22 protein-coding genes are annotated in these 20801 nt (G+C 54.0%); 13 read left to right on the forward strand and 9 right to left on the reverse strand.

Features of this window, described 5'->3' with window-relative positions:
- Window positions 1–235: 235 nt before the first annotated feature.
- Both NIM72_RS11725 and cpxP read right to left on the reverse strand, forming a co-directional pair.
- Entirely contained in the window at window positions 236–391 is a 156-nt protein-coding gene (locus tag NIM72_RS11725) for a general stress protein (RefSeq protein WP_010258211.1), read from the reverse strand.
- 455 nt (window positions 392–846) lie between these two features.
- Window positions 847–1356, reverse strand: a complete 510-nt coding sequence (gene cpxP / locus NIM72_RS11730; RefSeq protein WP_161732983.1) for a cell-envelope stress modulator CpxP — start codon at window positions 1354–1356, stop codon at window positions 847–849.
- Between the two features lie 148 nt (window positions 1357–1504).
- Here cpxP and cpxR point away from each other — a divergent pair, with 148 nt between their 5' ends.
- Genes cpxR through trmL form a run of 3 tightly spaced genes read left to right on the forward strand, consistent with a single transcriptional unit; the run spans window position 1505 to window position 4088 of the window.
- A complete protein-coding gene (gene cpxR / locus NIM72_RS11735; RefSeq protein ID WP_009088062.1) occupies window positions 1505–2203 on the forward strand; it encodes an envelope stress response regulator transcription factor CpxR in 699 nt (232 codons plus the stop codon).
- A complete protein-coding gene (cpxA, locus tag NIM72_RS11740) occupies window positions 2200–3579 on the forward strand; it encodes an envelope stress sensor histidine kinase CpxA (protein ID WP_013359484.1) in 1380 nt (459 codons plus the stop codon). The genes cpxR and cpxA overlap by 4 nt, the downstream gene beginning before the upstream one ends.
- 35 nt (window positions 3580–3614) lie before the next feature.
- Window positions 3615–4088 carry a tRNA (uridine(34)/cytosine(34)/5-carboxymethylaminomethyluridine(34)-2'-O)-methyltransferase TrmL gene (trmL, locus tag NIM72_RS11745; protein ID WP_161732982.1) on the forward strand — a complete coding sequence of 158 codons (474 nt, stop codon included), beginning with the start codon at window positions 3615–3617 and terminating at the stop codon, window positions 4086–4088.
- Here the strand turns inward: trmL and cysE are convergent.
- From cysE to NIM72_RS11770, 5 genes are all read right to left on the reverse strand, one after another.
- Window positions 4085–4906 (reverse strand): serine O-acetyltransferase, encoded by an 822-nt coding sequence (cysE, locus tag NIM72_RS11750; RefSeq protein WP_090967199.1) that lies wholly within the window; start codon window positions 4904–4906, stop codon window positions 4085–4087. The two genes, trmL and cysE, sit on opposite strands and share 4 nt — an antisense overlap.
- 68 nt (window positions 4907–4974) lie before the next feature.
- Window positions 4975–5991 carry an NAD(P)H-dependent glycerol-3-phosphate dehydrogenase gene (gene gpsA / locus NIM72_RS11755; RefSeq protein WP_197061506.1) on the reverse strand — a complete coding sequence of 339 codons (1017 nt, stop codon included), beginning with the start codon at window positions 5989–5991 and terminating at the stop codon, window positions 4975–4977.
- Window positions 5991–6461, reverse strand: a complete 471-nt coding sequence (gene secB, locus NIM72_RS11760) for a protein-export chaperone SecB (protein WP_161732980.1) — start codon at window positions 6459–6461, stop codon at window positions 5991–5993. Before secB ends, gpsA begins: the two co-directional genes overlap by 1 nt.
- 38 nt (window positions 6462–6499) lie before the next feature.
- On the reverse strand, window positions 6500–6754 hold the full coding sequence (grxC, locus tag NIM72_RS11765) for a glutaredoxin 3 (protein ID WP_008926942.1): 255 nt from the start codon (window positions 6752–6754) through the stop codon (window positions 6500–6502).
- Between the two features lie 19 nt (window positions 6755–6773).
- Window positions 6774–7205, reverse strand: coding sequence for a rhodanese-like domain-containing protein (locus tag NIM72_RS11770; protein WP_161732978.1), 432 nt, complete (start codon window positions 7203–7205; stop codon window positions 6774–6776).
- A 252-nt stretch (window positions 7206–7457) separates the two neighbouring features.
- On the opposite strand from NIM72_RS11770, the gene envC reads away from it, so the two are divergent.
- The 4 genes from envC (at window position 7458) to NIM72_RS11790 (ending at window position 11902) form a co-directional block, all read left to right on the forward strand.
- On the forward strand, window positions 7458–8759 hold the full coding sequence (envC, locus tag NIM72_RS11775; RefSeq protein WP_161732976.1) for a murein hydrolase activator EnvC: 1302 nt from the start codon (window positions 7458–7460) through the stop codon (window positions 8757–8759).
- A gap of 3 nt (window positions 8760–8762) precedes the next feature.
- Window positions 8763–9665: a divergent polysaccharide deacetylase family protein gene (locus tag NIM72_RS11780; RefSeq protein WP_253420487.1), complete on the forward strand. Its 903-nt coding sequence runs from the start codon at window positions 8763–8765 to the stop codon at window positions 9663–9665.
- A gap of 103 nt (window positions 9666–9768) precedes the next feature.
- Window positions 9769–10998, forward strand: a complete 1230-nt coding sequence (locus NIM72_RS11785) for a glycosyltransferase (RefSeq protein ID WP_253420491.1) — start codon at window positions 9769–9771, stop codon at window positions 10996–10998.
- Window positions 10991–11902: a hypothetical protein gene (locus tag NIM72_RS11790; RefSeq protein ID WP_253420494.1), complete on the forward strand. Its 912-nt coding sequence runs from the start codon at window positions 10991–10993 to the stop codon at window positions 11900–11902. Before NIM72_RS11785 ends, NIM72_RS11790 begins: the two co-directional genes overlap by 8 nt.
- A 51-nt stretch (window positions 11903–11953) precedes the next feature.
- Here NIM72_RS11790 and tdh read toward each other — a convergent pair whose 3' ends face one another.
- Together tdh and NIM72_RS11800 are read right to left on the reverse strand one after the other, a co-directional pair.
- Window positions 11954–12982, reverse strand: a complete 1029-nt coding sequence (tdh, locus tag NIM72_RS11795; protein ID WP_161732969.1) for an L-threonine 3-dehydrogenase — start codon at window positions 12980–12982, stop codon at window positions 11954–11956.
- 10 nt (window positions 12983–12992) lie between these two features.
- Window positions 12993–14189, reverse strand: a complete 1197-nt coding sequence (locus tag NIM72_RS11800; protein ID WP_253422087.1) for a glycine C-acetyltransferase — start codon at window positions 14187–14189, stop codon at window positions 12993–12995.
- Between the two features lie 230 nt (window positions 14190–14419).
- On the opposite strand from NIM72_RS11800, the gene rfaD reads away from it, so the two are divergent.
- The 6 genes from rfaD (at window position 14420) to NIM72_RS11830 (ending at window position 20791) form a co-directional block, all read left to right on the forward strand.
- Entirely contained in the window at window positions 14420–15352 is a 933-nt protein-coding gene (gene rfaD, locus NIM72_RS11805; protein WP_161732967.1) for an ADP-glyceromanno-heptose 6-epimerase, read from the forward strand.
- 17 nt (window positions 15353–15369) lie between these two features.
- Complete coding sequence (gene rfaF, locus NIM72_RS11810) at window positions 15370–16425, forward strand: ADP-heptose--LPS heptosyltransferase RfaF (protein ID WP_222924832.1); 1056 nt, start codon at window positions 15370–15372, stop codon at window positions 16423–16425.
- Complete coding sequence (gene rfaC / locus NIM72_RS11815; RefSeq protein WP_161732963.1) at window positions 16413–17390, forward strand: lipopolysaccharide heptosyltransferase RfaC; 978 nt, start codon at window positions 16413–16415, stop codon at window positions 17388–17390. Before rfaF ends, rfaC begins: the two co-directional genes overlap by 13 nt.
- On the forward strand, window positions 17387–18463 hold the full coding sequence (locus NIM72_RS11820; protein WP_253420497.1) for a glycosyltransferase family 9 protein: 1077 nt from the start codon (window positions 17387–17389) through the stop codon (window positions 18461–18463). The genes rfaC and NIM72_RS11820 overlap by 4 nt, the downstream gene beginning before the upstream one ends.
- A 9-nt stretch (window positions 18464–18472) precedes the next feature.
- A complete protein-coding gene (locus NIM72_RS11825) occupies window positions 18473–19477 on the forward strand; it encodes a glycosyltransferase family 8 protein (protein ID WP_161732959.1) in 1005 nt (334 codons plus the stop codon).
- A 267-nt stretch (window positions 19478–19744) separates the two neighbouring features.
- Window positions 19745–20791: a glycosyltransferase gene (locus tag NIM72_RS11830; protein ID WP_256497635.1), complete on the forward strand. Its 1047-nt coding sequence runs from the start codon at window positions 19745–19747 to the stop codon at window positions 20789–20791.
- Window positions 20792–20801: the final 10 nt, after the last annotated feature.

The raw sequence follows: 20801 nt of genomic DNA on the forward strand, positions 1-20801 counted from the left end.
CAGATTCCCTTTGCAGCATCAGCAATGATGCGTACTCAAATAAAAGAATGGCTAAAGTTTAACACCAGGAGGCGGGCAGTGCTTAGCGGGTCATTCAACGACTTAGTCTCTTTTGCAAAAGCGTGGCAGGCATAAAAAAACAAGCCCCGACCTCGGGGAGGACGGGGCAAAGTGTCATACACATCAGTGTCAGACCACAGTCATGTGCTGGTCTGGGCTGAGAAAGACGCGGCGATTACTTTTTGCCGCCCTTTTTCCCTGCTTCTGATGCTTTTTCACGATCGTTTTTGAAGTTTCCGCCGCCGCTGCTCTGGCCGCCTTTCTTACCGGCTTCAGACGCTTTTTGCGGATTATCTGCGAAATTACCTGAACCACCACGATGCTCTGCCATAACTTACTCCGTTAATAGATTCATTCAGGACTACATAATGTGGTTGTTGCTCCCTGAGACTTCGCAAAGACACTTAACTTCCCTGCAGTGACAGGATTAAGTGTAGAGGGTGCGCCTGAACCGGCAAGCGTAACGCGGGAAAAGCAACACGTTGAAAGTTAAGATAAAAGCTTATATGAGAAGGCCGTAAATCTATTAGTTTCAGTGGCTTAAATTATTTTGACAGCCTTAAGATGCTTACCGGTACGCTTAAATTTACGTGATGGCCTGAATAGTCAATAATCATCGAGCCTGACAAATTAACGTTAAACAAGCGCTAATAAAATGGGGGTTTTGTTGCGTGGTGATGATTCCGGTCAAATTAAAAAAAGTGAAAAAAAGATAAAAAAAACCCCCACCATCATGGCGGGGGAAGACAGGGATGTGTCTATGGCAAGGAAAACAGGGATACTATGTTACTGGTTACTGCTGGTACTACTCACTGCCTGCAGCGATGACGCTGACTGCAGATTCGAAAACTGTCGCAGCTCATTAAGTCGCCGCTGGTAATTCTTCTGCAACGTGGCCTGCTGGTCCGGCGTTAGCAGTTGAAACATTTGATTCTGTACGCGCGCCATCTCAACCTGCTGTTCAACCTGAACTCTGGCGATGACTTCCGCCTTTGCGCGGATGGCCGCTTCGTTAAACTGGTCTGCAGTCACCAGGTCGTGTAATGCTGCGATATCGTCAATATGAACGACCGGGCGCTCATGTCGGGCCTGTTGCATCAGGTCTCGCATCTGCTGACGCTGCACTTCAGTCAGCTCGATACCATCGAACATGTGGCTTTGCGGATTTTGCGTCATACTGCCTGTCGGCAATCCGCCATGATGCATCTCGTCAATCGTCGTCGCATCTTTAGCACCTGCGCTGGCGACACTCAGAGCCATCGCTGAGGCAAGGACGACGGCGGTTAATTTGCGCATCGTGTACTCCAGTTCGTTCCGTTTTGCGATTCAACGAGAGCCAGTGTACGGCGACAGCTGCAAACATCCGTCAGGGGGTGTAAAACTACGTAAAGCGATAGATAGGTGCGCCAGGAACACGGTATTTTGCCTGCGGAGGGCTACAAAAATGAATAAAATCCTGTTGGTAGATGACGACCGCGAATTAACTTCGCTTTTAAAAGAACTGTTAGAAATGGAAGGGTTTGAAGTGGTGGTGGCCAGCGATGGTGAACAAGCACTGAACCTGCTCGATAATTCTATTGATTTGCTTTTACTGGATGTCATGATGCCGAAGAAAAACGGTATCGACACCCTGAAAGAACTGCGTCAGCAACATCAAACCCCCGTCATCATGCTCACGGCGCGCGGCAGCGAGCTGGATCGCGTACTGGGCCTCGAACTCGGTGCAGATGACTATCTGCCTAAACCGTTTAACGATCGCGAACTGGTGGCGCGTATCCGCGCTATTCTGCGCCGCTCAAACTGGAGTGAACAGCAGCAGCAACACGACAATAGCTCGCCCACACTGGAAGTGGACTGCCTGCGGCTCAATCCTGGCCGTCAGGAAGCGAGTTTTGATGATGTCACGCTGGATCTCACCGGCACGGAGTTCACCCTGCTTTATCTGCTGGCGCAGCATCTGGGCCAGGTCGTCTCGCGTGAACATCTGAGTCAGGAAGTGCTGGGCAAGCGCCTGACACCTTTTGACCGCGCCATCGATATGCATATCTCGAATCTGCGCCGCAAGCTGCCTGAACGCCGTGACGGTCATCCCTGGTTTAAAACCTTACGTGGCCGCGGCTACCTGATGGTTTCGGCATCATGATTGGAAGTCTGACCACCCGTATCTTCGCCATCTTCTGGTTAACGCTGGCGCTGGTGTTGATGCTGGTGCTGATGGTGCCCAAGCTCGATTCACGACAGATGACCTCGCTGCTGGAAAGTGAACAGCGGCAGGGCATCATGATTGAGCAACACGTCGAAGCAGAGCTGTCACAGGATCCCCCTAACGATCTGATGTGGTGGCGTCGTCTGTTTCGCGCCGTAGAAAAGTGGGCACCGCCGGGTCAGCGGCTGCTGTTAGTGACCAGTGAAGGTCGGGTGATTGGCGCGCAACATAACGAAATGCAGGTTATCCGCAACTTTATCGGCCAGTCTGATAACGCCGATCATCCACAGAAAAAGAAATATGGTCGAGTTGAGCTGGTAGGGCCTTTCGCCGTACGGGATGGCGAAGATAACTACCAGCTTTACATGATCCGTCCCGCCAACAGTTCCCAGCTGGATTTCGTCAATCTGCTGTTTGACCGTCCGTTGCTGTTGCTTATTGTCACCATGCTCATCAGCTCACCGCTGCTGCTGTGGCTGGCGTGGAGTCTGGCACGTCCGGCGCGTAAGCTGAAATATGCCGCCGATGAAGTGGCAAGCGGGAATCTGCGTCAGCATCCGGAACTGGAGTCAGGCCCACAGGAGTTTCTGGCGGCGGGTTCCAGCTTTAACCAGATGGTGAGTGCGCTGGAGCGAATGATGACCGGTCAGCAACGTCTGCTATCGGATATCAGTCATGAGCTTCGTACCCCGCTTACTCGTCTGCAACTGGCTACCGCGCTGCTGCGTCGGCGTCAGGGCGAAGGGAAAGAGCTGGAGCGGATTGAGATGGAAGCACAGCGTCTGGATGGCATGATCAACGACCTGCTGGTGTTGTCACGCACCCAGCATAAAAATGCACTGGTCAGCGAAGCGATGAAGGCGAATCAGTTGTGGAATGGGGTGCTGGAAGATGCCCGTTTTGAGGCTGAGCAGATGGGCAAGAAGATGGATATCCCCTACCCGCCTGGCCCATGGCCGCTCTACGGCAACCCTCATGCGCTGGAGAGTGCACTGGAAAACATCGTGCGCAATGCGCTGCGCTACTCACACACCCATATCAGCGTCAGCTTCTCCGTCGATATTTCCGGTATCACGGTACACGTTGATGATGACGGCCCTGGCGTGAGTCCGGAAGATCGTGAACAGATTTTCCGACCCTTCTACCGTACCGATGAAGCGCGCGATCGCGAATCAGGCGGCACGGGTCTTGGCCTGGCCATTGTTGAAACGGCAGTGCAGCAGCATCGCGGCTGGGTTAAAGCCGATGACAGTCCACTGGGCGGCCTGCGTCTGACCCTCTGGTTGCCGCTCTACTCCTCCGGTCGTCAATAATTTGCTATGCTTCGGCCCCTGTCATCGGGGGCCTTATGCTTAACATTGTCTTGTTTGAACCAGAAATTCCGCCAAATACCGGCAATATCATTCGCCTGTGCGCCAATACGGGCTTCCAGCTTCATCTGATTCAGCCGCTCGGCTTCGCCTGGGATGACAAGCGTTTACGTCGCGCCGGACTGGATTACCACGAATTCACGGCCATAAAATTCCATGCTGACTATCAGGCATTTATCGCCACGGAGTCGCCTGAACGTCTGTTTGCGCTGACGACCAAAGGTACACCCACACACAGTGCCGTCGCCTATCAGGCTGGCGATTATCTGCTGTTTGGACCTGAGAGCCGTGGACTGCCAGCGGAAATTCTGGCGGCGTTACCGGCGCAGCAGAAAATCCGCATCCCAATGAGAGCGGAAAGCCGCAGCATGAATTTATCGAATGCCGTTTCAGTAGTGGTCTATGAAGCGTGGCGCCAGCTGGATTATGCGGGCGCACTGATTAAAGATTAGATGCCGTCGCCAAACTGAAAACCGGCCAGGCTGCCATTGAAGTGCTGATCCATATCCATTGACGGCTTTTCACTGCCTGGCTTGCCGACGATACGCGCGGGTACGCCTGCTGCCGTGGTGTGTGGCGGCACAGGCTGTAACACCACAGAACCCGCGCCAATTTTTGCTCCCCTGCCGACTTCAATATTCCCCAGCACTTTCGCACCGGCACCAATCATTACCCCTTCACGGATTTTCGGATGGCGGTCGCCGCTGGTTTTGCCGGTACCGCCCAGCGTCACCGATTGCAGGATCGAGACATCATTCTCAACCACGGCGGTTTCGCCAATCACAATGCCAGTGGCATGGTCGAGCATAATGCCGTGACCAATGTTGGCGGCGGGATGAATATCAACGGCAAAAGAGACGGAGATTTCATTCTGCAGATAAACCGCCAGCGCACGCCGGCCTTCATTCCACAGCCAGTGACCAATGCGGTAGGCCTGAAGTGCATGAAATCCTTTGAGATAGAGCAGCGGCGTGGAGTATTTATCGACCGCCGGGTCGCGCTGGCGCACCGCCTGAATATCGTAAGCCGCAGACATAATCATCGACGGATCTTCACGGTAGGCTTCTTCAACGATTTCACGAATGGCGATGGCGGGCATAATCGGGTTAGCCAGCTTGTTGGCCAGCATATAACTCAAAGCGCTACCAAGATTTTCATGCTTGAGCAATGTCGCGTGGAAGAAACTGGCCAGCATCGGCTCACAATCAGCCAGGGCGCGCGCTTCTGCTTTGATATTATTCCAGACCAGTTCTAACTCATCAGACGACATTGCTGTTTTCTCCCGATAAAAAAAGCGCCTGAATGGGCGCTACAGGTGATGATGCTACGCGTCCTGCGTTAGCTGATGCTGTTTTCGTCCTTCCTTGTTCGTCCCAGCAGGCTCAATGCTGCATCTCTCGCCGGTTTTTCGCAATACAACACCTGATAAATCTGCTCGGTGATCGGCATTTCCACACCAAAACGTGCAGCCAAAGCTTTGACTTCTTTGGTGTTTCTGTAACCTTCTACAACTTGTCCGATAATGCGTTGCGCGCTATCTACATCCTCGCCCTGGCCCAGCATCATGCCAAACCGACGATTTCGCGACTGATTATCGGTACAGGTCAGCACCAGATCGCCCAGACCTGCCATACCCATAAAGGTGGTGGGATCGGCACCCAGCGCTGCGCCCAGCCGACTCATTTCAGCCAGACCACGAGTGATCAGTGCAGTACGCGCATTCGCGCCAAAACCAATCCCGTCAGACATCCCGGCACCAATAGCGATGACGTTTTTTACCGCGCCGCCCAGCTGTACGCCGATGAAATCTGGATTGTTATAAACGCGGAAGCTTTTACCGCAGTGCAGCTTCTGCTGCAGGTCGTCAGCAAACTGCGCATCCGTTGCAGCCAGCGCGATGGCCGTCGGTAATCCTGCCGCCAGCTCTTTTGCAAAGGTCGGCCCGGAGATCACGGCCAGCGGAATAGCATCACCCACGATTTCACGTGCCACGTCCTGCAGCAGACGGCCCGTCTCTTTTTCCAGCCCTTTGGTCGCCCAGACAATACGCGAGTCGGGCCGCAGATGAGGTTTAATCTGCTGCAGCACATCGCCGAACACATGACTCGGCACCACGATTAATAAATCACGGCTGGCGGCAATGGTTTTGGTCAGATCAGGCTCAAGGGAGAGGTTGTCGGGGAACGGTACATCAGGCAGGAAAGCAGTGTTGCAGCGGTCAGTCTGAAGTTGCGCCAGATGCGCCGGGTTATGTCCCCACAACAGCACCGGATGGCCGTTACGGGCCAGCGTAATCGCCAAAGCGGTGCCATAGGAACCGGCACCGATGACGCTAATCGAAGCGTGAGTTGTCATCAGGCATCCTGATGTGGTTCAGCACCTTCTTCACCTTGTTGCTGCTGCAGGTAGTTCATGAACAGCGCATCAAAGTTAACCGGTGCCAGGTTCAGCTGCGGGAAGGTACCACGTGATACCAGGCTGGTAATACATTCGCGTGCGTATGGGAACAGAATGTTCGGGCAGTATGCACCCAGGCAATGTGCCATCTGCGTTCCTTCGATACCGCTGATGGTGAAAATACCGGCCTGCTGAACTTCACACAGGAAAGCGGTCTCTTCACCCACAGTTGCGGTTACAGTCACACGAAGTACCACTTCGTAAACGTCGTCAGCCAGCTGAGAAGATGCAGTATCCAGGTCCAGCTTAACGTCCGGTTCCCACTCTTTCTGGAAAACCTGCGGGGCATTTGGCGCTTCAAAAGAGATATCTTTAGTGAATACGCGCTGAATCTGGAACTGCATTTCGTTGGTGTTGTGTTCTGACATGTGACCAAATCCTATATATGAGGTTGTCCGGCGTAAAATTACGCCTGCAGTAAGGGATCTAAACCTTCGCGATTATCGAGTGCGAATAAGTCATCGCAGCCGCCAATGTGCTGCGCATCAATAAAAATCTGAGGCACGGTGGTACGACCGCTACGCTTGATCATCTCTTCGCGCTTCGCCATATCACCATCGATGGGAATTTCCTGAAACGAAACGCCTTTTTGCGTTAACAGCGCCTTCGCACGATGGCAGTAAGGACAGGTGGCCTTGGTATACATTTCAACATTTGCCATGATCAGCACCTCTGTAAGATTATTTACCGCGAACTAACGGCAGATTTTCGCCGCTCCAGCCACTGATACCCTCTTTCAGCACTGAAACCTGCTCAAAGCCTGCCGCGCTGAGATGTGCAGCAGAATCGCCTGCGCTTTGTCCGGTTGCACACACCACAATTATGGGCTGCGCTTTATGCTTTGCCAGTTCGTCGATGTTGCCTTTTTTAATCTCAGCGGCTGCCACATTCAGCGCACCTGAAATATGCCCCCTGCGGAAATCGTCGCGCGAACGCACGTCTACTACTACCGCGTCCTCTTTATTAATCAGGCGGGTGGCTTCACCGCGGCTGATCGTTTTTACCTTAGAGAACATTCCTTTAACGGTAGTCACAATCACCATAACGAGTAAAACGACCCATGCCAGACTCAGGATGGGGTGATTGCTTGCAAACTGCATAATTTCTTGCATGAGGGGTAACGACTCCAAACCGGGCTAATAAGCTAAAACAAGGGTTCTGAGTATACCTGCGCCACTTCGCATGTACAGATGCTATGCGGCCAGAGTATCGATTTGTGCTCCATTTTCCAAAAAAAGTGGCTGAAAGGCAAAAATGGCGTAAGGGTTAATCCATGTCATGGCGAAAGTGGACATAACTGGAAAAGCAAATGCCCGCTGGCAGCACTGGTAAGCGGCGGTTCATCGTGGAATAATCATTGGCCTATGAAGGGAAAAACAACCGTTTCGCACACAAGGACCCGTCCCAACGGCGATAACCTGCCGTTGTTCACACACCTGTCCAGCTTCTCCCTTAGTCTGCTTTGTGCGGGAGCACTGTTGTTGCCTGCCGCTGTTCACAGCGCAGAGGACAGTAAATCTCAGTTGCAATCTATTCAGCAAAACATTGCTGCAAAAGAGAAAAGCGTTAAAGCGCAGAAACTGCAGCGCAGCAAACTGCTGGATCAGTTGCAGAGCCAGGAAAAAATCATCGCGCTGGCGAGCCGTCAGCTGCGTGACACCCGCAACAGCCTCACCGCGCTGAATGATGAGATCAGGCAGCTCGCTACCTCCATCGCTCGCCTGGAGAAACAGCAAACTCAGCAGGAAAGCCTGCTTTCTGAGCAACTTGATGCGGCATTTCGTCAGGGTCAGCACAGTGGCGTACAGCTTTTGATGGGCGGTGAAGAGAGCCAGCGCAGTGAGCGTATTCTGGCCTATTTCGGCTATCTGAACGCTGCCCGTCAGAAAAGTATCGAATCGCTGCAAAAGACACGTCAGGATTTGGATCAGCAACGTGCCTCGCTGGAGCAGAAGCAACAGCAGCAGAAAGAGTTATTAGCGCAGCAGCAGGGCCAGCAGCAGAAGCTGCAACAGGCGAGCGACGCGCGTAAAAAGACCCTGACGTCACTGGAAAGCGCGCTGGAAAAAGATCAGGCCGATCTGGTCGAGATGCGTCAGAACGAAAGCCGTCTGCAGGATAAGATCGCCCGCGCGGAGCGCGAGGCGCGTGAGCGCGCAGCACGTGAAGCCCGTGAGGCGGAAAAAGTGCGTCAGCGTCAGGCGCAGGCGAAAGCCAAAGGCTCCAGCTATCAGCCAACCCAGAGCGAACGTGAACTGGTCGCCCGCACTGGTGGACTCGGTCGTGCAGGCGGACAGGCGTTGTGGCCGGTGCGCGGACGTATTGAACATCGCTTTGGTGAACAGCTCCAGGGTGAACTGCGCTGGAAAGGACTGGTGATTGATGCGCGGGAAGGCACCGAGGTGAAAGCTATCGCCGATGGTCGTGTGCTGATGGCCGACTGGTTGCAGGGCTACGGACTGGTGGTTGTGCTGGAGCACGGCAAAGGTGATATGAGCCTGTATGGCTATAACCAAAGTGCGCTGGTGAGCGTGGGTACGCAGGTGAAGGCAGGACAGCCTATCGCACTGGTGGGCACCAGTGGTGGCCGCGGTACCCCGTCGCTCTATTTTGAAATCCGACGTCAGGGACAGGCCGTCAATCCACTCCCGTGGTTAGGAAAATAAGTTTTGCTGCAACGTCGAAAAATCTCCATTCTGTTGAGCGCCTTACTGTTCAGCTACGCTGCACAGGCTGGCAAACTGGCTATTGTCATCGATGATGTCGGCTATCGCCCTGCCGAAGAGAACAAAGTCCTGCAGATGCCGCAGGCTATTTCAGTAGCGGTCTTGCCCAACGCACCCCATGCGCATGAAATGGCGACTAAAGCACATCAGAGTGGTCATGAAGTACTGATCCATCTGCCGATGGCACCGCTCAGTAAACAGCCGCTGGAAAAAGATACCTTAACGCCAGAGATGAGCAGCGAAGAGGTTACCCGCATCATGCGTAATGCGGTTAACAACGTGCCTTATGCCGTCGGTCTGAATAACCATATGGGCAGCAGAATGACCTCAAGCCTGCCCGGCATGCAGAAAGTGATGCAGGCGCTGAACCACTACAATCTTTACTTCCTGGATAGCATGACCATCGCTAACAGTCAGGCGATACCTGCCACGCAGGGTACTCAGGTCAGGGTGTTAAAACGTCGGGTCTTTCTTGATGACAGCCAGGATATTAACGCCATCCGCCAGCAGTTCAACCGGGCGGTGAAGCTGGCGCAGCGCGACGGTTATGCGATTGCCATTGGTCATCCCCATCCGACTACCGTTCGGGTGCTGCAACAGATGTTACCCACGCTGCCAGCCGACATAACGCTGGTTCGTCCCAGCCAGCTGTTGAACGAATCACTCCGCAGCGGCTCACCGACGCCAGTGGCTCCGCCAAAACCGGTACCACCACGCTTCCAGCCTGCCAGCCTGTGTAAAGTGAAACAGCCACTGGCACCGGTTCCGGCGACGCTAGCCTTAGCCGTAATCGCTGAAAGTGTGAATCACAGCCCACTGTTTACCACGCTAAAAAATCTGTTCTGATTTGCTATGAATGCTAAGTCTCCGGCTTAGCGTTCATTTATACGCAGAAATTACTATAATCCAGGGTCGGACAATAACGGGCTGTGCGGAAACAGTGATAGGGATGACGATAAATAAACAAAAAATCCTGCTGCTGGATAACGGCAGAGAGTGGGGTGGCGGCACCAACAGTATGCTGGAGCTGCTGAAACGTATCGATCGTCAAAAATTTGATATCACCTGTTGCTTCTACCACAACTACAGCCGTGGTAACGACGAAACCATTGAGGCCACGCTAAATGCGCTGGCCATTCCGGTCTTTTTTATTCCGCAAATCAAACAGCCACGCTGGGCTAAATTTGTTAAAGAAGCCGTGCGCGCGCTGCTGTTTTTCAATAAAAAGCTCAAGAAGCGCGCTATTGATGAGATTGATACGCGCTGGCGAATTATGCCCAATGCCAGCAAAATCAATTCACTGCTACAGCTGGGTAATTTCGACACGCTCTATATGAATAACCAGCCCAGCACCAATGTGGAAGGTTATCTGGCCGCGCGCAGCCTTGACGTTGCGGTGGTTCAACACTGCCGTATCGATCCGGTTCTGGAACCGCGGCTGGTGAGCATGGTGAATCAGGATTGCCAGGCTGTGATTGCCGTATCGCAGGGCGTCAGGAATACCCTGCGTCGTCATGGTATCGATGCAGAACGCTGTTTTACCGTCAGTAATGCTATCGACGTTCACCAGACTCTGCCCGACCGCCTTGAAGTCCGCCAGCGTTTTAAACTCTCCCCTTCGACCTTTGTATTTGGCACTATCGGCTCCCTGATATTGCGCAAATCTAATCACCATATCCTGCAGGCGCTGGGCCGTTTTAAACGCGCCAATCCCGATGCAGACTGGCGGATGGTGATTGTCGGCGCGGGTCCGGAACTTCAGCATCTGCTGCAGCTTGCTACAGCAGAGAACATCCAGCATCACGTGGTTTTTACGGGCTTTCAGAATAATGCTCTCGATTACCTCACGGCTTTTGATGCGTTTATTCTGGCCTCACGCAGTGAAGGTTTACCCCGGGTTGTGCTGGAGGCGATGCTGGTGAATACCGCCGTTGTGGGATCCCGTGTGGTCGGCACTGCCGAATTGATCAGTCATGACGTAACCGGACTGCTGTTTGATTACGGCAACGTGGTACAACTGACCCAGCACCTGACCGCACTGTGGCAGGATACGGAATTGCGTCAACGCCTGACCAATGCGGCAGCGAAACGCGTACGTGAACAGTACGCCATTGAAACTTATATCAGCGGCGTCGAGAATATTCTGCAAAGCGTCGTCAAAAAGAAACCTCATGCTTAATTTTTTAAATCCCCGTTACCGCCATATCAGGGCGCGCCATAACCTGCCTTATTCGCAAAAAGAGGTTCAGGGCACTGTACCGGTCACGTCTGTCGTGATCCCCTGCACAGGCGCGGACTATATTGAAGAAGCCCTGCTCAGTGCCGATTTTGCGGCACGTTTCGCAACGGGGACAAAAGAGGTCGTGATTGTCAGCGATCAGCCAGCGCACGCCTTTGGCAGCCTGCCGGCTAAAACCCGCGTGGCGACGCTGGATGTTCCGCATCGGGAAGAAAATTATCGCTATAAGCAAATCTATCGCAGTCGTTTGATCAAGTTGCAGGCGCCTTTACAGGCAGAAGGCGACGGTATTCTGATGATCGATTCCGACCTCAATCTGCTTAAGATGCCGCAGATCATGATGAAGCCAGGCCATCTCTATTCCAGCTTTCGTCAGGGGAAAATGATTGCCAAGCTGGACGGTGCGCCGGAAGCAGCGATCCCCGCCTACTATCCGCACAGTATCCGGCCTTATCTGGTGGACCATGTGAATGGCGCTTACCTGGCTGCCACCCGTGAAGTCTGGCAGCGCATTTCGCCGCTGTGGCTGACGCTGTTTAATGATACCTGGAATTTAATGAACGACAGCCAGCCGCCTACTGACCAGTTGCCGCTCGCAGTGTTGCTCGACATGCTGGATATTAAAACCGTCAATCTGGGGGAATGGGCTAACTGGCCGGTCTCAAAAAAAATCGGCGGTCAGTCGGCAGTCATCCCGCCGGATGTGGTTGGGGCGCATGGCGGATTCCCGTTGTCGGAATGGCAAAAATACCTGGCCGACCCGCAGCAGCCGCTGAACTTTAAAGGTCAGGATTACACGCGCAAAGTGCGCTACCTGACCGACGAAGAGAAGAAGCAAAGCTAATCAGGCGGCCGCCACGTCGGCGGCCGTTGCTTTAATCCCAGCTCAGTATCACTAATCCCAGCTCAGTATCACTTTCCCCGAGCGTCCTGAACGCATCTCATCGAAACCCTGCTGGAAATCGTCGATACCGTAGCGATGCGTAATGACCGGCGTTAAATCGAGGCCGGACTGAATCAGCGCCGCCATTTTGTACCAGGTTTCAAACATCTCACGGCCATAGATGCCTTTGATGAAAAGCCCCTTAAAGATCACCTGGTTCCAGTCAATTGCCATTTCACCCGGCGGAATCCCCAGCAGCGCGATACGCCCACCGTGATTCATCACCTCCAGCAATGAACGGAAAGCAGGAGGTGCGCCCGACATCTCCATCCCGACATCAAATCCTTCCGTCATACCCAGCGCATGCATCACTTCCCTCAGGTCTTCATTCGCCACATTGACCGCGCGCGTGACGCCCATTTTCCGCGCCAGTGCCAGGCGATACTCATTGATGTCAGTAATTACCACGTTGCGCGCGCCGACATGCCGACAGACCGCGGCGGCCATGATGCCGATAGGACCCGCGCCGGAGATCAGCACATCCTCGCCGACCAGATCGAACGAGAGTGCGGTGTGCACTGCATTGCCGAACGGATCAAAGATTGCCGCCAGTTCATCGGAAATGTTGTCGGGAATTTTAAATGCATTAAAGGCGGGGATGACCAGATACTCCGCAAAGCAGCCCTGACGGTTAACGCCCACGCCCATCGTGTTGCGGCATAAATGAGTGCGTCCGGCGCGGCAGTTGCGGCAGTGTCCACAGGTAATGTGCCCTTCGCCCGAAACCCGGTCTCCAATCGTAAAGCCTTTCACTTCCTGTCCAATCGCGACCACCTCACCCACATACTCATGCCCGACAATCATCGGCACCGGAATGGTTTTGCGCGACCAGTCATCCCAGTTGTAGATATGGACATCGGTGCCGCAGATGGCGGTTTTACGAATCTTAATCAGCAGATCGTTGTGACCCGGCTCCGGAACCGGGGCATCAGTCACCATCCAGATGCCCGCTTCCTTCTTCAGTTTGGCAAGTGCTTTCATGACGGACTCCTCAGGCGATGACGCCCAGTTGTTTGCCGATGCGGGTAAAGGCCGCCATCGCACGTTCCAGTTGCTGCTGGGTGTGCGCCGCAGAGATCTGGGTGCGGATGCGTGCCTGACCTTTTGGCACCACCGGATAGAAGAAGCCGGTCACGTAGATGCCTTCCTGTTGCAGCAGGCGGGCAAACTCCTGGGCGACGCTGGCTTCACCCAGCATCACCGGGATAATGGCGTGATCGGCACCAGCCAGCGTAAAGCCCGCCGCCGTCATCTGCTCACGGAAGTAACGGGCGTTGTCCCACAAACGCTGACGCAGTCCGTCGCCTTCACTGAGCAGATCCAGCACCCGCAGCGAGGCAGCCACGATGGCTGGCGCCAGCGAGTTAGAGAATAGATAGGGACGGGAACGCTGGCGTAACCACTCCACGACTTCGGCTTTTGCTGCGGTATAGCCACCGGACGCGCCACCCAGCGCTTTACCCAGCGTGCCGGTAATGATGTCGACCCGGCCCATGACGCCGCAATATTCATGGGTACCGCGTCCGGTGTTACCGACAAAGCCCACCGCATGGGAATCATCCACCATCACCAGCGCGGAGAATTCATCAGCCAGATCGCAAATGGCAGACAGATTCGCAATCACCCCATCCATTGAGAAGACGCCATCGGTGGCAATCAGAATATGTCGGGCACCTTTATCGCGTGCTTCCTGCAAACAGGCACGCAACTGCGCCATATCGTTATTGCCGTAGCGATAACGCTGCGCTTTGCACAGCCGGACGCCGTCGATAATTGAGGCATGATTCAGCGCATCCGAGATAACGGCATCCTGCGCATCAAGCAGGGTTTCAAACAGGCCGCCGTTTGCATCGAAACAGGAGGAGTAGAGAATGGCATCCTCCATGCCGACAAACTCTGCCAGCCGCTTTTCCAGCTGCTTATGGCTGTCCTGCGTGCCGCAGATAAAGCGTACTGACGCCATGCCGAAACCATGCGAATCCATCCCCTCTTTCGCCGCCTGAATCAGCGCCGGATGGTTCGCTAAACCTAAGTAGTTATTGGCGCAGAAGTTAATCACTGCCGGCTCGCTGCCAACCGCGATCTCCGTCTGCTGCGCAGAGGTAATGATCCGCTCCTGTTTAAACAGTCCTTCCTGACGTGCATCATCAAGTTGCTGACGAAGTTGTTGATAAAATTGCGCAGGCATCATTGCTCTCCTCAGATGGCAAAAATCTGGCATATCTTACTGAACAGGCCGCTTCTTCACGATAAATCGCCCAACAGAATGTCATTTTTGCAGCATAGTTCACGCCGCGACGATGTACGCACAACGCGTTACAGAGTCATCTGGCTGTCTGCACTCTGATGAAATGTTATGATGTGAGGTATTCGTGTGTGAAACCTCCTGTTTCACCCCACAACGTTGAAGGTAACAACATGATTATCGTAACTGGCGGCGCAGGAATGATTGGCAGCAACATCGTCAAAGCGCTGAACGATCGCGGTCACACCGACATTCTGGTGGTGGATAATCTGAAGGATGGCACCAAGTTTGCCAATTTAGTCGACCTGGATATCGTCGATTACATGGACAAAGAAGAGTTCCTGATGAGCGTGATCGCAGGCGACGATTTAGGCCCGATCGAAGCGGTCTTCCATCAGGGTGCCTGCTCCTCCACCACTGAGTGGGATGGCAAGTACATGATGGAGAACAACTATCAGTACTCCAAAGAGCTGCTGCATTTCTGTCTTGAGCGCGAGATCCCGTTCCTTTACGCCTCTTCCGCAGCCACCTACGGCGGACGCAACGAGAGTTTCATCGAAGAGCGTCAGTATGAGCAGCCGCTGAATGTCTATGGCTACTCCAAGATGTTGTTCGACCACTACGTCCGCCAGATGCTGCCGGAAGCGAACTCGCCGGTGTGCGGCTTCCGCTATTTCAACGTCTACGGACCGCGCGAAGGCCACAAAGGCAGCATGGCCAGCGTTGCTTTCCATCTGAACACACAGATCAGCAACGATGAAAATCCAAAATTGTTTGAAGGCAGCGATGGCTTTAAGCGTGATTTCATCCACGTTGATGACGTGGCAGAAGTGAACCTGTGGTGCTGGGAAAATGGCGTCTCCGGGATTTATAACTGTGGTACAGGCCGCGCCGAATCCTTCCAGGAAGTGGCTGATGCGGTTCTGAAATTCCATCAGAAAGGTCAGATCGAGTACATCCCGTTCCCGGAGAAACTCAAAGGACGCTACCAGGCCTATACGCAGGCCGATCTCACTAAATTGCGTGCTGCCGGTTACGACAAGCCATTTAAAACGGTGGCGCAGGGCGTCGCTGAATATATGGTCTGGCTGAACCGCAACGCATAAAGGAAGCTGCTCCGGCGATGAAAATTCTGGTAATCGGCCCGTCGTGGGTCGGCGATATGATGATGTCGCAAAGTCTCTATCGCACACTCAAGGCCGAACATCCGGATGCAGTGATTGATGTGATGGCACCCGCGTGGTGCCGTCCATTACTGTCACGCATGCCGGAGGTAAATCAGGCGCTGGCGATGCCGCTCGGGCATGGCGCACTGGAGATTGGTGAGCGTCGCCGGCTGGGAAAAGTACTGCGCGCCAGTCACTACGACCGTGCTTATGTGCTGCCTAACTCCTTTAAGTCGGCACTGGTCCCCTTCTTTGCCGGAATAAAACGCCGCGTCGGCTGGCGCGGTGAAATGCGCTATGGCCTGCTGAACGATTTGCGGGTGCTGGATAAAGCCGCGTTTCCACTCATGGTTGAGCGCTACGTTGCGCTGGGCTATGACACCCCTGTTGCCTCGGCGGCGCAGCTGCCACAGCCGCTGTTGTGGCCAAAACTGCAGGTTGAAGAGCAGGAAAAGATTGAGACCGCCGCACAGTTTCAGCTCGCGGCGACCCGTCCGATCATCGGTTTTTGTCCGGGCGCTGAATTTGGCCCCGCCAAGCGCTGGCCGCACTATCACTACGCCACGCTGGCCCGTCAGCTGATTGCTGACGGCTTCCAGATTGTGCTGTTTGGCTCCGCCAAAGATCGCCCGACCGGCGACGAGATTATTGCTACGCTGCCCGAAGAGGCGCGTGGCCACTGTCGTAATCTGGCCGGTGAAACTCAGCTGGAACAGGCAGTGATTCTGCTGGCGCAATGCCGCGCCGTGGTCAGCAACGACTCCGGCCTGATGCATATCGCTGCGGCGCTGGACCGTCCGCTGGTGGCACTCTATGGGCCGAGCAGCCCTGACTTTACGCCGCCGCTGGCGCGTCAGGCACGTATTATTCGCCTGATTACCGGCTATCACAAAGTGCGAAAAGGCGATGCCGGACAGGGCTATCACCAGAGCCTGATCGATATTCAGCCTGAGCGCGTACATCAGACGCTGAGCGAACTGCTCGCGCCACAGGAGGTGCCATGCACGTCCTGATTGTTAAAACCTCTTCAATGGGTGATGTGCTGCATTCACTGCCGGCACTGACCGATGCGATGCATGCTATCCCCGGCATCCGTTTCGACTGGGTGGTGGAAGAGAACTTCGCGCAGATCCCTGGCTGGCATCCTGCGGTCGATAAAGTGCTACCGGTCGCAATCCGCCGCTGGCGCAAACACTGGTTTGGCAGTCAGCAGCGTGAAGAGCGTGTGCTGTTTAAGCGCGCGTTACAGTCGCGTGAGTACGACGTCGTCATTGATGCGCAGGGGCTAATCAAAAGTGCCGCACTGGTTACCCGCTTATCGAAAGGGGTGAAGCACGGGCAGGACAGCCGCAGCGCGCGTGAGCCGTTTGCCAGCTGGTGGTATGACGTCCGCCATGAAATCAGTAAGCACCAACATGCGGTTGAGCGGACGCGCGAACTGTTCGCTAAAAGCCTGGGCTATGAAAAACCGCAAAACCAGGGTGACTACGCGATTGCCGGACACTTTCTGCATCATCTGCCCGCTGACGCACATCATTACCTGGTCTTTCTGCATGCCACGACGCGTGACAACAAGCACTGGCCGGAATCACACTGGCGAGAGCTGATTGAGCAGATGCAGCCCAGCGGGCTGCGGGTGAAATTGCCCTGGGGGGCTGAACATGAGCATCAGCGTGCGCAGCGCCTTGCAGAAGGATTTGAGCATGTCGATGTACTGCCTAAGCTGACGCTGGAAGCGATAGCACAACAGCTGGCGGGCGCACAGGCGGTGGTCTCAGTGGATACCGGATTAAGCCATCTGACGGCGGCACTGGATCGCCCCAATCTCACGCTGTATGGTCCGACCGATCCCGGATTGATTGGCGGTTACGGGCAGAACCAACAGGCACTGAGCGCCCCGAATCATAATCTGGCGGAGCTGACTGCTGACACGGTGGCAGAGAAACTGCGTGCCGTTATTACGGAAAACATGCCATGAACTATGTGCTGATCTACCTGCTGTTGCTGCCTTTCCGGGCCATAATGCGGCTGTTTTATCGGCCAACGGGACGCAGCCTGATCATTCAGACGGCGAAGATTGGTGATTTCATCAATATCACCCCGATGCTGCGTGCGCTGGGTCAGTCTGAGCTGCTGATCAGCAAAGCAGTGGAGCCGCTGGCGCGTCACGATGACACGGTCAGCCGCTATTTCCTGATTGAAGAGGCGAAGCGCAGCTTTTTTGCCAAACTGAAGCTCGCGTTCACGCTGATGAATCGCTATGACAACGTCTATCTGGTGCAGCCAAACAGCGTAAACCTGTTCTTTGCCGCGTTATGCAACGCACCGAACAAGCAGTTTCTGCGCACCTATGTGCGTAAGTCCTACCATAAGACCTTCTATCGCAGCGCCAGCGGTATTGTCGACCACATCAAAACGGATTTAACGCTCGACAGCTACCTGAAGCTGATTAATCGGGACTACCGCTACACCGATTTCCCCAAGCATGCGACCTCACCGCTCTGGCAGCCGCCTGCGCCGCCCGCCGCGCTGCTTAATCCGCGCAGCGGCATTAAAATTGGCATCAGTATTTCTGCCGGTAATCGGGCTAAAACCATTCCTGCCAGCATCTGGCAGCAGCTGATGGCGTCGCTGGCTGACCTGCCCTGCACCTTTTATGTGTTTGGCCCACCGGCTGAGCAGCCGTGGCTGGATGAGTTACTGAGCCTGACCGGCCCGAAAGAGAATATCGTCAGTCTGATTGGTGAGCTAAAACTGGAAGAGGTTCCGTGGGCCATTGCACAGATGGATTTCTACATCTCCTCTGACTCTGGCAATGCTTATATTGCGGATGCGCAGCAGATACCGGTGATCATGCTTTATGGCCCGTGTGAAGTCCGGGAACAGCGTCCGGTCAATAACGTTTTGTTTATCGGACCGGATAATATTGCTGCGTCGACGTTCGTTTTTGCCACCCGTTTTCAGTTTGATCAGCCTGCTGAAAAATTATTCGGGCTGGATCACGATAAACTGACTAGAATACAAACGTTTATTACTCATAATCTGGAATAGTGAAGCGTAATGGCAATTACCCCTCTTGCTGAGGCCGTTCAGCAAAGTCAGCTGCTGGTTAACACGCTTGCTGACACGGATGATAATCCGGTTCATGTTGCGTTTGGCATCAACTACGCCTACGCGCGTGGCCTGGGCATTACGTTGTTTTCACTTCTCAGCCATCATCCTGATACCGCTTTCCACGCTCATGTTTTTTCAGACTCGCTTTGCGAAGAGGATGTGGAAAAACTGCGATCGCTGGCCACGGGCCATCGTCTGGCGATCACGCTGCATATCTTTAACCGTGCCTGGGTTGATCAGTTGCCTGCTGTGGGCCGCTATCCTAAAAGCATCCACTACCGCTTTCTGATCCCTGAAACTGTGGCAAGCTATAGCGATCGGGTGATCTATATTGATGCGGATACCCTGGTGGTGGGCGATTACTCTCCTCTGTTCGCCCTGGATATCACGGATTATACGCTGGCGGCCTGTAACGACACACCACGGGCGCGGCAGAACCAGTGCGCAAGGCTGGGACTGAAGCATCACCACTATTTTAACTCCGGCTTTATGCTGATCAATATTCCACGCTGGCTCGAAAGGCAGACCACCGCGCGCATTACCGACGTGCTGGTGACGCGAGGCGCAGCGTTTGGTTTCCCGGATCAGGATGCGCTGAATATTGTGCTGGAGAGTGAGATTCTGATCCTGCCGGACCGCTATAACCATATTTACGACATCATCGCCAATAAAGTCTGGGATCACTCGGGCGTGCCTGAAGAGACGGTGATGATTCACTACACCGGTAAATGCAAACCCTGGCATGCATGGGCTGGCAGCGATCTTTCCGAGCGCTACTATAGCTATTACCAGCGCTCACCCTGGGCTTCACAACCGCTTGATACGCCAAAACATTATAAAGAGATGAAGCGATTCGCCCGCGTAAAATGGCATCAGAAACAGTATGGCGAAAGCCTGAACTGGATGATGAAGTATGTCAGTCTCAAGTTTTTTAAAAAGAGCGAGCAGTAGCGCGCTCAGGTTTATCAGATTGATGCGGGCGCTGTTATTTCAGCGCCTGACTTTCCCGTCATTTATCCCGCTGGCTGTTTGCCATGACCTCTGTAATAACGACGCTGACAGCAGGCCGACATAATAATCTGTTTACCTGCACGACCACGTTGCGTAAAAAAAGCGCCTATATCGCATTATTACTGGCGGACGTGGTTTTTAGTAAAGCAGGAAAGCCACACCGTCTTATAATCGTGAACTTCCTGATTCCACTCTGCTGATTTGGAAATGATTTATGACGAGGCAACGCCCTTTCGCAATGGATTCAACGCGGGTGCAGATAGCGTGATGAGTACTTCTCCTTTGCTGAGTATCATTACGCCGATGTTCAATGCGGGCAGCATGTTTGATGAGTTCATGCAGTCACTGCTGGCGCAGACGCTGACCTCGCTGGAGATCATCATTGTCGATGACGGTTCAACCGATGGCTCAGGTGAGCGCGCTGACCAGTATGCACAGCAGCACGCTCATATTCGTGTGATTCATCAGGAAAACGGCGGCGTGTCGCGCGCCCGTAACGCTGGTCTGGCGATAGCCCACGGGAAATATGTCACCTTTCCGGATGCAGATGACACCATGCAGCCCGATATGTATCAGACGCTGGTGACGATGGCAGAAGCGGACAATCTGGATGCTGCCCAGTGCAACGCCGAGTGGTTCTTTAAACACAGTCAGCGGGTAAAACCGCTGATTCCGCTGGATCGCCTGCGCAGCACACCGGTACTGAGCGGTGCCGACTGGCTCAATACCGCGCTGAAAACGCATCGTTATATGCATGTGGTCTGGCTGGGCATCTATCGCCGGGAACTGATTGAGCAGCATCATTTACAGTTTGAGCCGGGCCTGCATCATCAGGATATTCCCTGGACCACCGAGTTTATGCTGCTGGCAAAACGCGTGCGGTATACTGAAGCAGTGCTCTATCGCTACTATATGCACGATGCTTCAATCAGCAACCGCAAACGTACCGGCGAGCGTAACGTTGAATATCAGCGTCACTACCTGAAGATTGCGCGGCTGCTTGAAGAGCTCAACACCCGCTATCGTGACCGCGTGAAAATCTACCCGTCGTTTCACTATCAGGTAACCCATGAAGCCCTGAGCGTTTGTCACAGTGTGAGGCGTGAGCCTGATGCCCGCGCACGTCAGGCGATCATTGCCGATCTGTTCACGACCGGGACGCACCTGCGCATGCTACGGAATGCCCGGGGAATTAAGCAGTGGTATCAGCTGCTGTTATGGCTGGCACGGCTCTATCGCTGGCGTGATAAATAACCTTTGAGGC

It is taken from the genome of Pantoea sp. B550, from assembly GCF_024158165.1.
Lineage (GTDB): Bacteria > Pseudomonadota > Gammaproteobacteria > Enterobacterales > Enterobacteriaceae > Pantoea > Pantoea alfalfae.